The organism is Kaistella yananensis (assembly GCF_026107505.2).
Taxonomy (GTDB): domain Bacteria; phylum Bacteroidota; class Bacteroidia; order Flavobacteriales; family Weeksellaceae; genus Kaistella; species Kaistella yananensis.
Genome location: NZ_JAPCHZ010000002.1, coordinates 1 through 13,003, shown reverse-complemented (window position 1 = coordinate 13,003; position 13,003 = coordinate 1). Strand labels below are relative to the sequence as shown.

The 13,003-nt window shown below is 37.9% G+C and carries 11 protein-coding genes; 4 read left to right on the top strand and 7 right to left on the bottom strand.

The window, feature by feature from the left end; translation table 11 throughout:
* The first annotated feature begins 79 nt into the window (after positions 1-79).
* The 3 genes from OK344_RS04245 (at position 80) to OK344_RS04235 (ending at position 2,237) form a co-directional block, all read left to right on the top strand.
* A complete protein-coding gene (locus tag OK344_RS04245) occupies positions 80-571 on the top strand; it encodes a hypothetical protein (RefSeq protein ID WP_265143621.1) in 492 nt (163 codons plus the stop codon).
* A gap of 172 nt (positions 572-743) precedes the next feature.
* Positions 744-1,334: a sigma-70 family RNA polymerase sigma factor gene (locus tag OK344_RS04240; RefSeq protein WP_088468195.1), complete on the top strand. Its 591-nt coding sequence runs from the start codon at positions 744-746 to the stop codon at positions 1,332-1,334.
* Between the two features lie 207 nt (positions 1,335-1,541).
* On the top strand, positions 1,542-2,237 hold the full coding sequence (locus OK344_RS04235) for a YjjG family noncanonical pyrimidine nucleotidase (protein WP_265143619.1): 696 nt from the start codon (positions 1,542-1,544) through the stop codon (positions 2,235-2,237).
* Between the two features lie 54 nt (positions 2,238-2,291).
* On the opposite strand, the gene trpS is transcribed toward OK344_RS04235, so the two are convergent.
* The 7 genes from trpS to OK344_RS04200 all read right to left on the bottom strand — a co-directional run bounded on the left by trpS (position 2,292) and on the right by OK344_RS04200 (position 10,044).
* On the bottom strand, positions 2,292-3,260 hold the full coding sequence (trpS, locus tag OK344_RS04230; protein WP_265143618.1) for a tryptophan--tRNA ligase: 969 nt from the start codon (positions 3,258-3,260) through the stop codon (positions 2,292-2,294).
* A gap of 113 nt (positions 3,261-3,373) precedes the next feature.
* Positions 3,374-4,015: a lipoprotein signal peptidase gene (locus OK344_RS04225; RefSeq protein ID WP_265143617.1), complete on the bottom strand. Its 642-nt coding sequence runs from the start codon at positions 4,013-4,015 to the stop codon at positions 3,374-3,376.
* Positions 4,015-4,212, bottom strand: coding sequence for a DUF2683 family protein (locus OK344_RS04220; RefSeq protein WP_088468191.1), 198 nt, complete (start codon positions 4,210-4,212; stop codon positions 4,015-4,017). Before OK344_RS04220 ends, OK344_RS04225 begins: the two co-directional genes overlap by 1 nt.
* 8 nt (positions 4,213-4,220) lie before the next feature.
* Positions 4,221-4,460 (bottom strand): DUF6576 domain-containing protein, encoded by a 240-nt coding sequence (locus OK344_RS04215; RefSeq protein WP_265143616.1) that lies wholly within the window; start codon positions 4,458-4,460, stop codon positions 4,221-4,223.
* A gap of 91 nt (positions 4,461-4,551) precedes the next feature.
* Complete coding sequence (locus tag OK344_RS04210; RefSeq protein WP_088468685.1) at positions 4,552-4,932, bottom strand: TraR/DksA family transcriptional regulator; 381 nt, start codon at positions 4,930-4,932, stop codon at positions 4,552-4,554.
* A gap of 75 nt (positions 4,933-5,007) precedes the next feature.
* Entirely contained in the window at positions 5,008-8,478 is a 3,471-nt protein-coding gene (ileS, locus tag OK344_RS04205) for an isoleucine--tRNA ligase (RefSeq protein ID WP_265143615.1), read from the bottom strand.
* 69 nt (positions 8,479-8,547) lie between these two features.
* Positions 8,548-10,044 carry a sensor histidine kinase gene (locus OK344_RS04200; protein ID WP_265143614.1) on the bottom strand — a complete coding sequence of 499 codons (1,497 nt, stop codon included), beginning with the start codon at positions 10,042-10,044 and terminating at the stop codon, positions 8,548-8,550.
* 187 nt (positions 10,045-10,231) lie between these two features.
* Here OK344_RS04200 and topA point away from each other — a divergent pair, with 187 nt between their 5' ends.
* Positions 10,232-12,790 carry a type I DNA topoisomerase gene (gene topA, locus OK344_RS04195; protein ID WP_265143613.1) on the top strand — a complete coding sequence of 853 codons (2,559 nt, stop codon included), beginning with the start codon at positions 10,232-10,234 and terminating at the stop codon, positions 12,788-12,790.
* Positions 12,791-13,003: the final 213 nt, after the last annotated feature.

The following is a 13,003-nucleotide window of genomic DNA, read 5'->3' as shown; positions in this document are numbered from 1 at the left end:
AGAGATAAATATTTTAAACTGCTTTATTCGAAAGGATAAAGCAGTTTTTTTTACCTTTACCACCATCTAAAATCTTACAATGAAGAAAATTCTGGGATTTACAGCACTGCTGATAATGCTTGCGAACCAATCTGCAAAGGCGCAGTTTACCATGCATAAACTCATTCATGTGGGCTATGTTTACCAGAACCAGAGTTTTGCAGAACTGGGCGGGAGGTTGCTTTTTTTAGAAAATGATGATACAATTTACCGTGTCGGAGCTGCCGCATTGCTCGGTTCGGCTAATGGTAAATTTGCTGTACTACCGAAAATACAGGGTGATATTTTAATCAATTTTGAAAGAAATGTCGATTTATATCATTCCTACTATTTTCTGGCAGGAGCAGAAGCTACAACAAAATATATCGCGCCTAAAATTGGAGCTACCTTATTCGGAATCATCGACTTAACCGGAGGGTACGTATTCCCAATCGATAAATCGGGAATTAACGGAAAAGAATTAAAAGGATTAAATATAAATTTTACCCTCAATCTTCCTCTTGTAATGTTAAATGATCTGTTAAAAAAATAAATTATCTTTAAATTCTCCTTAATTTTTAACAGAGTATTAACTTTTTTATTATTTTTACACACCAAATAAATCAATTGCTATCGATTAAACTTTACTTCTTACAATAAGCCTGTCAAACACAACCTGATTCAATAATCGGGATGATGTACGGGTTACAAAACAGAAGTAGGTTATGAAAACACATACAGATAGCTGGTTGATTTCCGAGTACCGTAATGGTAACGAAAAAACCCTTTCAATTCTTATAGAGCGGCATCAAAAAGATCTCTTCTCCTTCATTTTTTATAAGTTGATGGATGAAGATTTGGCAAACGATATCTTTCAGGATACCTTTATGAAAATCATTGTCACGCTGAAAGAAGGCCGATACAACGAAGAAGGGAAATTCATTCTTTGGGCAAAAAGAATCGCCCACAACCTCATAATCGATCATTACCGTGTAAAATCAAAACATATTAAAGTTTCTGAAACTTCTTATGATAACGACGAATTTTCGATTTTTGATCTGATTTCAGGTAACGAAGAAAACATTGAAGAAAAACTCATCAGCGAGCAGATTCAGCACGATTTAACGCGGATGCTCGTGTTTTTGCCGGAGAATCAGCAGGAAGTTATCAAGCTGAGGTTTTTCGATGGGTTAAGTTTTAAAGAAATTGCAGATCAAACCGAAACCAGCATCAATACAACTTTGGGCCGCGTGCGTTATGCGCTCATCAACCTGAGAAAAATCATGGATCAACACCATATTATTTTAACCCGATAATAATATTTTAAAAAAACTTTCGTTTTTAGGGAAACAACTTTTTCGCCTATGAAAAAAATTGACACTTTAAACGAAAAACTTTTGAAACCAAAGAAACAAACAATCGACTTTCTCTTAAGTTATTCTAAAAGCATCGCAGTTTTGAAATCCAAAACTAAAAACCAAATTGTTTCCAAGAACTAATCTTAATCCTTAAATTTGTGCTGTATGAAAATTCAGCACATTTTTTTTGATCTCGATAATACGCTTTGGGATCACCGCCGCAACGCTTATCTTACCCTGAAAGATATTTTTATTAGAGAAAAAGTAAGCGAAAAATACAACCTAAATTTTGAAGATTTCCACCGAGAGTATTTCACCATTAATGAAAGACTGTGGGAGCAAATTCGAGACGGTGAAATTGATAAAGATTACCTTAGAGAACATCGATTTTATAATTCATTCCTGTTTTTCGGAATTGATGATCTCGAGCTCGCTCAACTTTTTGAAGACAATTTTCTTGATGAAATTCTAAATTATAACGACCTGGTGGAAGGTGCATTCGATTTGTTGGAATATCTTTCCGGTAAAAATTACAAACTCCACATTCTTTCCAATGGTTTCATGGAGGTAACGTACCGCAAATGCGAACTTTCCGGAATTAAGAATTATTTTAAAACCATTACCAGTGCAGACGAAATCAATATCAGAAAGCCACACCCAGAAATTTACGAATATGCATTGAACAAAGCCGGTGCAGAAAAAGAAGAATCAATGATGATTGGCGACGACTGGATTGCCGATGTTGAAGGCGGTAAATCTTTCGGACTGAAAGTAATTTTCTTCGATGTATTCAACGATAATTATAAAGCGCAGGACGTTACTGTGATTAAAAAACTGTCGGAAATTAAGACTTTGCTCTAACAAAAAAAACCTTTCATCACTGAAAGGTTTTTATATTTTTATTGCGAAGTTTCTTTACATCCCTAAACTTTCACGAACTCTTTTCAGCGTTTCTGAAGCTACTTTTCGGGTTTTATCGGCGCCTTGCTGAAGTTTCTCGTCGAGTTCCTGCAAATTGTTCATGTAATAAGAGAAAAGTTCTCTTTCCTTAGCGTATTTGGTGAGAATTAAGTTTAAAAGTTCATTTTTAGCATGTCCGTAACCGAAATTACCGGCAAGATATTTTCGCTCCAGAACTGCAGTTTCATCGGCTGTTGCAATAAGTTTATAAATCGCAAAAACCTTGTCTGTCTCAGGATCTTTTGGTTCTTCCAGAGTTTTAGAGTCGGTTTCTATTCCCATAACCTGTTTCTTCAGTTCTTTTTCCGGAAGAAAAATATTGATGATGTTTCCTCGGGATTTGCTCATCTTCTGTCCGTCGGTTCCGGGAACGTATTTGGTGTCTTCCTGAAGTTCCGCATTCGGTAAAACAAAAACTTCGCCCATTTGGTGATTGAATCTCGCGCCCATGTCACGCGCCATTTCAAGATGCTGAAGCTGGTCTTTGCCGACAGGAACCACTTCTGCGTCATAAAGCAGAATATCTGCAGCCATTAAAACAGGATAGGTAAAAAGTCCGGCGTTTACATCTTCCAAACGGTCGGCTTTATCTTTGAAAGAATGCGCCAAAGTAAGCCTCTGATAAGGGAAAAAGCACGAAAGATACCATGAAAGTTCACATACTTCCGGAATGTCGCTTTGTCTGTAGAAAAAAGTCTTTTCGGTATCTAAACCGCATGCAAGCCAGGCAGCAGCAATTTCATAGGTGTTTTTTTTCAGTTCAGCAGCATTTTTTATCTGGGTTAAAGAATGCATGTTGGCGATGAAGAGAAAAGATTCGTTTTCAGATTTTTTCGACAATTCGATTGCAGGAATAATTGCGCCCAAAAGGTTTCCCAAATGGGGTGTTCCTGTAGCCTGTATTCCGGTGAGTATTCGTGACATATATTGTAAAATTCTGGTTAAGAATAAGTGATAAACTGCTTTATCAAAAGCGTTTTGCAAAAATAGGGAAATAAAAAACTTGAGACAATTGCAGAAGTTTTTCTTTAATACTTTTAAAAATCCAGTCCGTCTGGAAATGCTTTCTTTCTGAAAATCAGCAGTAAAATTCCACCAACGGTAATTGCAGAATCAGCAACATTAAAGATGTATTTGAAAAACTCAATATGCTTGCCGCCTATAAGTGGCCAGCTTTCCGGTACCCACCAGTCTACGAGCGGGAAATGCAGCATATCGACTACACAGCCTTTCATAAAATTCGAGTAACCTTCACCAAACGGTACCACTTTCGAAATTCCGCCGTAATCGATCCAGTGGTTCACGCTTTCGTCGTACACTGTGCCGCTGTCGAAAATCATTCCATAGAACATTCCGTCAATTAAATTTCCAATCGCACCGGCAAAAATCATCGCCATTGGGATGAGGAGGTAATTGCTGTGGATTCCTTCTTTCAGCCATTTTCTGAAAAGATAAACCATGCCGCCAATGAGGAAAACGCGGAGGATCACCAAAGCATATTTACCTAGCAGGCCGCCAAAATGAAAGCCGTACGCCATGCCCGGATTTTCTACAAAAGTGAGCTTGAATCCCGGAAAAACATCAACACTCTCGCCAAGATGAAAGGTGGTTTTGATGTAAAATTTAGAAACCTGATCGATTAAAAGGATGATGAAGGTAATTAATGCTATTTTCTTCATTATAGATCGGTCTTTGGTTTATTTTTGAAATTGCCCGGTTTGGTGTCTTTTTTCGGAGCGGATTTGGTTTCGAATTTTGGGGAAGTTTTTGCGTTTCTGGTGTGAAACTTTTCATATCGGATTCCCATATCTTTCATCACACTTTTCAGTGCATTGAGTTCCATCTGGTTTTTGGGATGTACAATTAATGATTCCATTCTTAGATTTATTTTTTTGAAAGTTTTTCCAGGCGTTTTCGGTCTTTTTCCGAAAGATCCTGTATGCCGTTTTTGCCCATTTTGCTTAACAGACTGTCGATTTCAAGCTCGCGGTTTCTTCTTTCCTCATTGTATCTGTCGTCGATGCTCTGGTATTTTTCTTCCTTCGCAAGGAAAGGTTTTTTCACAGAATTTCTGAAAAAATAAATAATTACACCAACGGCCAAAATAATCAGCAGGACTTCCAAAAGACAGCAAATTTTAAATTCAAATAGGTTTATAACGCAAGATTTCGCAGTGCATTATAAACCTAATGGGTAAACAGTTGAAGAGCGTAAATTAGCGCTGCATATTTTTTGCCTCAATACTTAAAGTTGCATGCGGAACGGCTCTCAAACGGTCTTTACCGATGAGTTTTCCGGTTACTCTGCAGATTCCGTACGTTTTGTTTTCAATACGGATGAGTGCATTTTTCAAATCGCGCACAAATTTCTCCTGCCTTCCGGCCAAAATTGCATTTTGCTCCTTGCTCAGGGTTTCTGCACCTTCTTCGAAAGCTTTGAAAGTTGGGGAAGTATCATCAGTTCCATTATTTTGGTCATTGATGAAACTTTCTCTAATCAGCATCAAATCCTTTTCTGCTTTTTCTATTTTTTGCTGAATAAGTTCTTTAAACTCTTTCAGATCACTATCGCTGTAACGTTGTCTTTCTTCTGCCATGTTTTTTGTTTGAAATCGTTTGTGTTTTTTGGGATGATGAAGAATTTCGGATTCTTCATTAATTCTCTGTTAACATCAAACTTTGTTTACCAATAATTTAAATTTCACGTCGTCAATTTCAATTTCATCAAAATTTGAAAGTGAATTTACAATTTCTATTTTATCTGACAATACTTCTTCCGAAATATATGCACGATTGTTAATAAGTTCTTTTTCGAAAGGCGAGTTGGCTTCTAATTGAATTGAAATTCTGTCTGTTAGCTCAAAATCTTTATCTTTTCTGATGTTCTGAATTCTATTGATGAATTCTCTTGCGATTCCTTCCGCTTTTAGGTCATCGGTTATTGTCAAATCTAATGCCACAGTCATTTTTCCTTCGTTGGCAACGGTCCATCCCGGAATATCTTTAGTGAAGATTTCTACATCATCTGTGGTGATTTCGTACCCTTGAATGGTCATTTTTCCGTCTTTTTCCAAATCAGCGATTTCTGCGGAGGTCAAATTAGTAATTGCCGCGCCCACGGTTTTCATGTCCTTTCCGAGTCGTGAACCTAATGTTTTGAAATTCGGTTTGATTTGTTTTACAATCAAGTGCGAAGCTTCATCAGCATTGATTAACAGTAATTCTTTTACGTTTACTTCCTGTTTTATGAGTTCCGAAACTGCTACAATCTGAGCTTCCGTTTTCGAATCCAAAACAGGAATCATCACTTTTTGCAAAGGTTGACGAACTTTGATATTTTCTTTCTTTCTTAAAGAGAAAACCATCGAAGTAATTTGTTGCGCCAAATGTGTTTTTTCTACCAAATCCTGATCGATTAAACTTTCATCAGCGACCGGGAAGTTCGTTAGATGCACAGATTCAGCTTCATCTTTTCTTGTAATTTTGTTCAAATCCTGGAAGAGTTGATCCATGAAAAACGGAGCAATCGGTGCCGAAATTTTAGCAATCGTTTCCAGACAAGTGTACAAGGTTTGGTATGCCGAAATTTTGTCTTCGGTATAATCTCCTTTCCAGAAACGCCTTCTGCAAAGCCTCACATACCAGTTGCTTAAATTGTCATTCACGAAATTGTTGATCGCTCTTGCAACTTTTGTTGGTTCATAATCATTATAAAATTCGGTAACTTCTTTTACCAAAAGATTGAGTTCAGAAAGAATCCATCGGTCGATTTCCGGACGGTTTTCAATATCTTTTTCGGAATAATTAAATCCGTCAACATTCGCATAAAGCGCGAAGAACGAGTAGGTATTGTACAAGGTTCCGAAGAATTTTCTGCGGACTTCATCAATTCCTTCTACATCAAATTTCAGATTTTCCCAAGGATTTGCATTCGAAATCATATACCAACGCGTTGCATCGGGACCGTATTTTTTTAGCGTTTCGAAAGGATCTACCGCGTTTCCAAGGCGTTTAGACATTTTCTGTCCGTTTTTGTCCAACACCAAACCATTCGACATCACATTTTTGTAAGCAACTGAATCGAAAACAGAAGTTCCAATCGCGTGAAGGGTGTAGAACCAACCTCTTGTTTGGTCAACTCCTTCCGCAATAAAATCGGCAGGAAATGCTTTTTTGTTGTCGATAAGTTCTTTATTTTCAAAAGGATAATGCAGTTGTGCGTAAGGCATCGAACCGGAGTCGAACCAAACATCGATCAAGTCGGATTCGCGTTTCATCGGTTTTCCGGAATCTGAAACCAAGATAATTTCATCCACAATGTTTTTATGCAAATCGATCTTCGCATAGTTTTCCTCCGACATGTTACCGGTCTCAAAACCTTCGAATGGATTCTTTTCCATGAAACCTGCCGCGATTGATTTTTGGATTTCGTTCATCAATTCCTCCACCGATCCGATGATGATTTCTTCTTTTAAATCTTCGCTACGCCAAATTGGCAGTGGGATTCCCCAATATCTGGATCGCGAAAGATTCCAATCATTTACATTTTCGAGCCAGTTGGCAAATCTACCTTCACCGGTGGATTTAGGTTTCCAGTTGATGGTTTCGTTGAGTTCTACCAATCGGTTTTTCACCGCGGTCATTTTCACAAACCAAGAATCCAGTGGATAATACAAAACAGGTTTATCGGTTCTCCAGCAATGCGGGTAGCTGTGAACATATTTTTCAACCTTAAAGGCCTTGTTCTCCGTTTTTAAAAGGATCGCAAGTTCCACATCCCAAGATTTTCCTGGAGCGGTTCCTGCGTCGTAATATTCGTTTTTAATATATTTCCCGGCAAATAATTCTGGTGTGTTCCCACCTTTAATAAATTTTCCTTGCAAATCCACCAAAGGAACGAGATTGTCGTTTTCGTCTTTGGTAAGCATTGGTGAAATTCCGTTTTCTTTTGCAACACGGGCATCGTCTGCACCAAAAGTTGGTGCGATATGTACGATTCCGGTTCCGTCTTCAGTCGTGACGAAATCTCCAATGATTACTCTGAAAGCATTTTCAGGATTTTCTGCCGGCAAAAACCATGGAATCAATTGCTCATATTCGGTTCCGGCAAGATCTTCTCCTGTGAATTCGGCTAAGATTTGATAAGGAATAACTTTGGATTCTGCTATGTAATTTTGGAAATCTTCATCGGTTCCTACTGCGTATTTTTTTCCAAAATTCTTCTCCAAAAGAACTTTCGCAAGAATGATGTTAATGGGCTCGAAAGTATATTGATTATAGGTTTTCACCAAAACATATTCAATATCCCGTCCAACTGCTAAAGCGGTGTTGGAAGGTAAAGTCCAAGGAGTTGTCGTCCATGCTAAAATGTGGATTGGCAGTTGATTTTCTTTGTCAAATTCAGCCCAATGATTAACACCACCGCAGGTTTCATTATCTAAATTAATGGTTTTGCTTGCGCCGTTCAGCCTTTCGTTTAAAGCATCTGATAGTTTTTTAACTTTAAACTGGGCAACAACAGTTGTGTCGCTTACATCACGATAGGTTCCCGGTTGGTTGAGTTCGTGGGAGCTCAAACCTGTTCCTGCAGCAGGTGAGTATGGCTGTATGGTGTAACCTTTGTACAGTAATTTTTTGTCGTAAAGTTGCTTCAAAAGCCACCAAACGGTTTCCATGTATTTCGGTTCGTAGGTAATATAAGGATCTTCGAGATCTACCCAATAACCGATTTTTTCAGTCAAATCGTTCCAAACATCGGTGTAGCGCATCACCGCGTTTCTACAAGCCTGGTTATAATCTTCAACCGAAATTTTTTTTCCGATGTCTTCTTTGGTGATGCCCAATTCTTTCTCAACGCCTAATTCTATTGGCAAACCGTGAGTATCCCAACCAGCTTTTCGAAAAACTTGTTTTCCGTTTTGGGTTTGGTATCGGCAGAAAATATCTTTCAGTGCTCTTGCCATCACGTGGTGAATTCCCGGCATTCCGTTTGCGGAAGGCGGACCTTCGTAGAACACATATTCCGGTTTTCCGGCGCGGGTTTCTACTGATTTCTTAAAGGTTTCGTGCGTGTTCCAAAAATTTGAAACTTCATCAGCAATAGCCGTGAGGTCTAGATTTTTATATTCGGTAAACTTATTCATTTTCAGTCAGTTCTATAAGAATGATCTTGGTTTCATTAAGTTTGCGAATATAGCAAAATTTAGTTAATTTTAAGCGTATTTATTTCCTGAATATCGGGGCTTGGGTATGGAAATTATTATTTTGGTTCCAGTTGGGATATCGTTTTCGTACAAATCAATATATTGAAGCTTATATCCTTCGTTGTTAAAATAATTTTTAAGCATTTCTGCTGCTATTTCTGTGCCTAGCGATTTGGTTTTGTTTTTAATGATCGATCTTCTTTTTCCGGCCTCCTTTCTTCCAATTCCGTTATCGGAAATAGAGATTTCAACAGCTTGATCTTTTACCGACACATTAATCGTAATCTTTTTGTCATCCACGGTCGCCACGCCGTGTATAATAGCATTTTCGATGAAAGGTTGCAGAACCATTGGTGGCAATTTTACAATGTCCACATCGATTTCGGGCGCGATGTTGATGGAAAACTGAATGTGATTGTGAAATCGCAAGTTTTCGATATCCACATAGAGCTGTAATGTTTGAAGCTCTTGGGAAAGGGTAAATTCCTTTTCTTTAGATGCTAAAAGAATGGTTCTGATAATTTTTGAAAATTTGGTCAGGTAATCCACCGCGTTTTGCGTGTCGCTTTCCAGGATATAGTATTTTATTGAATTTAAAGCATTGAAAATAAAATGAGGATTCATCTGGCTTTGAAGTACAGACAGTTTCAAGTCTGAAATTTCCTGCAGATACTTTATTTTCTCATTTTCGATGATGAGTCTTTTTTCGTTATCTCGGTTTATTTCATCTTTTAGCATTTCATTTTTTTGTAATTGCGCAATAAAATTCTGCTGAAAAGCTACTTTGTCCTGGTAATTCATCCTTTGTTTGTGTCCCAATGCGAAAGAGAAAGCCATATTTTCGATTAAAAGTCCAAGGAAAAATATAAAATCGCCCATTTTTCTGCTTATGTCAATCCCCGGAATCTGCCTCACCGCTTTGTCTCCTATTACGGAACAAGCAAATAAAATGAGACCGCCAAAAACGATATAATATTTCAAATCGTTATCGACCTTCGAAAGGATGTAAAAAGAAATCACCGTTTGGATGGTCACTAAATAGATGAAAACCATTTTAAAGTAATTGAAAAACCCATCATAACCTAGGAAATAATGTAGGAAAAGACTAAGAAACGCTATGAAAATTATCACAAAAACCGGCAGAACAATGATGCGGTACCATTTTATGCTAATCTTCTTGATGTTAAGAAATTCTGTAAAAAAGAAAAAATAAAAACAATTGAAAATAATGGTAAAGAAATCTTTAGTAAATTGGTCTAGGTTCAGTACTTCCGAAATCGATTTTGCGAAACCGCTTTCTGCCATAGGCAAATACGCAACAAAGGAAAAAAAAGTATAAGCGCTGTATAAAAGGTAGGCGCGATCCCTGTTCTGAAAAAACATGACGAGATGAAATACAGAAAGCAGCAATATCCCACCTAATACCACATACAATATACTGTTGTAAGCGTCGCGCTCTACAATGGAAGTTAGAGAATCATACATGGAGCGGATGATTTTTTTCAAAAATAGGTATTTAAATCATAATGAGGATAATAAGTACAGTTTTTTATACATACAAGTACTTTTTTATCGTTGCAAATTATCGTATAGTGATTAATATTAAAGAAAAGCATTTTGAATTTGCGGGCTAAAAAATGAGCGGTAAAATTTTCATTAAAAAAAAACTTCTACTTTTGCAAAAATTTTCTTGATGTCTAAAAATTTAGTTATTGTAGAGTCTCCGGCAAAAGCAAAAACCATTCAGAAGTATCTGGGCAAAGATTTCGAAGTGAAATCGAGTTTCGGTCACATCCGTGATTTACCCAAAAAGGGAATGGGGATCGATCTGGCAACTTTCACTCCCGATTACGAAGTTTCTCCCGATAAGAAGAAGCTAGTCGCTGAACTGAAAGCAGCAGTTAAGAAAGCCGATACAGTTTGGCTGGCCTCCGATGAAGACCGCGAGGGTGAGGCTATTGCCTGGCATTTGGCAGAAGAACTTAAATTAAAAGAAGACCATACAAAACGAATCGTTTTTCACGAAATTACCAAAAACGCAATTCTGAAAGCTATTGAAAACCCGCGCAAAATAGATCAGAATCTCGTTAATGCGCAGCAAGCGCGAAGAGTTTTAGACAGAATAGTTGGTTTTGAAATGTCACCAGTGCTCTGGAAGAAAGTAAAAACCGGTCTTTCCGCAGGGCGTGTACAGTCGGTAGCTGTGCGTTTGGTTGTTGAAAGAGAGCTGGAAATTAGAAATTTTAAACCTAAATCAGCATTTAAAGTTGACGGACTTTTCCTGAACAAAAACAAGCAGGAAATTGCGGCCAAACTTAAAAAGGATTTTGCCAAGGAAACCGAAGCTGAAGAGTTTCTGAAGCAGTCACAAAATACCGAATTCAAAGTCCTAAATGTAGAAACCAAGCCCGGAACCCGTTCGGCATCGGCACCTTTTACGACTTCCACTTTGCAACAAGAAGCGAGTAATCGTCTAGGATATGGTGTGACGACCACGATGAGAGTTGCGCAAAGACTGTATGAAGAAGGTTATATTACTTATATGAGAACCGATTCCGTAAATCTTTCTCAGGAAGCCATTAACTGCGCAAAATCCCAGATTGTTTCAGAATTCGGTGAGCAATATTCAAATCCAAGAAATTTTACCACCAAATCGGCCTCCGCACAGGAAGCGCACGAAGCCATACGCCCAACCGATTTTTCTCTAAAACGAATTGGTGATGAGCAGCTTAACAAATTGTACCAGTTAATTTATAAAAGAACACTGGCAAGCCAAATGGCAAATGCCAAAATAGAAAAAACAGTAATCGAAATTGGCAATCCTGCATTGCCACAGCATTTTGAAGCACAAGGCGAAGTAGTTGTTTTCGATGGTTTCTTGAAGGTTTATGGCATTACAAAAACCGATGAAGATGATGAGGAAAACAACGAAAAGTTATTGCCAAAAGTTTCGGTAGGCGAAATTCTGGATTATAAAAAAATTGAAGCCACCGAGAAATTCACAAAACCGGCAGCAAGATTCACCGAGGCAGGTTTGGTGAAAAAGCTGGAAGAACTCGGTATCGGAAGACCATCTACTTATGCGCCAACTATTCAGACGATCCAGAATCGCGAATACGTTGATAAAAGAGAGATCCTTCCGCAGGAAAGAGAAATCATGAAGATGTCTCTTACGAAAACCGAACTCAAAAAAGAGATTCTTACCGAAAAATTCGGCGGCGATAAAAATAAATTTGTTCCTACCGATATCGGCGAGGTTGTAAACGACTTTTTAACCCAGAATTTTGCCGAAATCTTAGATTATGGTTTTACTGCAAAAGTAGAACAGGATTTTGATGAGATCGCAAACGGATCAGAAAAGTGGAAGGAGGTTCTTCAGGGATTCTATAAAGAATTTCATCCGAAAATTGCAGATGTAGAAGAAAACGCAGAACGTGCGAACGGAGAAAGAATTTTAGGAGTAGATCCGAAAACCGGCAAAAACGTAATCACCAGAATCGGAAGGTTCGGTCCGATGGTTCAAATTGGCGAACAGGACGATGAAGAAAAACCAATTTTCGCAAGTTTAATGGCAAACCAGAATATTGCAACCATTACGCTTGAAGAAGCATTGGAACTTTTTAAAATTCCTTTTGATTTAAAGGATTTTGAAGGTAAAACAGTAACTGTTGGTGTCGGAAGATTCGGTCCGTATGTGAAATGGGGCGAAACTTTCATCAGTATCCCACGCGGTGAGGATCCGCTTTCGGTTACACAGGAACGCGCAGAAGAAATTATTAAAGAAAAAAAGATTGCAGATGCGCCCATCGCAACTTATAAAGGTGAACCAGTGACAAAAGGAACCGGCAGATTCGGACCTTTTATTAAATACCAGTCGCTTTTCATTAATGTACCAAAACGATACGACTTCGAAAATCTTTCTCAGAGCGACATTAATGAACTTATTGATGCTAAGCTTGAAAAAGAGGCCAACCGATATATCCAGCAGTGGGAAAAAGAAAAAATTTCCATCGAAAACGGAAGATGGGGCCCTTTCATCAAATTCGGAAAAAATATGTTTAAAATTCCGAAAACCAAGAAAGATGAAAAATATACCGCTGAAGAATTAGCAGCAGTATCTTTGGATGAGGTAAAAAAATGGATTACCGCTCAGGATAAAAACGCTTTTAAGGAAAAACCTAAGAAAGCTCCTGCCAAGAAAACGGCTGTAAAAAAGCCAGCAGTAAAAAAAGCCGTAGCGAAAAAGAAATAGTATTTAGATAGTACGATAAAAAAGGCCTGATAATTAGTCGCTCCTTAAACCGCCTATAATTTACTGATTATTAGTATTTTGGGTTTAAAATAGCTTGTTTTTTATTGCAAGAATTTGTATCTTAGAGCTTTAAAACCTTGCAAATATGTTGGGGAAAAATCCAGAAAAGAAGCCAGAATTATTCCGCCCAATGTTGGTGGATTTTATTGACCA

Bases quoted from the DNA above. Each gene is read 5' to 3' on its own strand.
- OK344_RS04245 (WP_265143621.1), top strand. From the start codon at position 80: ATGAAGAAAATTCTGGGATTTACAGCACTGCTGATAATGCTTGCGAAC.
- OK344_RS04240 (WP_088468195.1), top strand. From the start codon at position 744: ATGAAAACACATACAGATAGCTGGTTGATTTCCGAGTACCGTAATGGT.
- OK344_RS04235 (WP_265143619.1), top strand. From the start codon at position 1,542: ATGAAAATTCAGCACATTTTTTTTGATCTCGATAATACGCTTTGGGAT.
- trpS (WP_265143618.1), bottom strand. From the start codon at position 3,260: ATGTCACGAATACTCACCGGAATACAGGCTACAGGAACACCCCATTTG.
- OK344_RS04225 (WP_265143617.1), bottom strand. From the start codon at position 4,015: ATGAAGAAAATAGCATTAATTACCTTCATCATCCTTTTAATCGATCAG.
- OK344_RS04220 (WP_088468191.1), bottom strand. From the start codon at position 4,212: ATGGAATCATTAATTGTACATCCCAAAAACCAGATGGAACTCAATGCA.
- OK344_RS04210 (WP_088468685.1), bottom strand. From the start codon at position 4,932: ATGGCAGAAGAAAGACAACGTTACAGCGATAGTGATCTGAAAGAGTTT.
- ileS (WP_265143615.1), bottom strand. From the start codon at position 8,478: ATGAATAAGTTTACCGAATATAAAAATCTAGACCTCACGGCTATTGCT.
- topA (WP_265143613.1), top strand. From the start codon at position 10,232: ATGTCTAAAAATTTAGTTATTGTAGAGTCTCCGGCAAAAGCAAAAACC.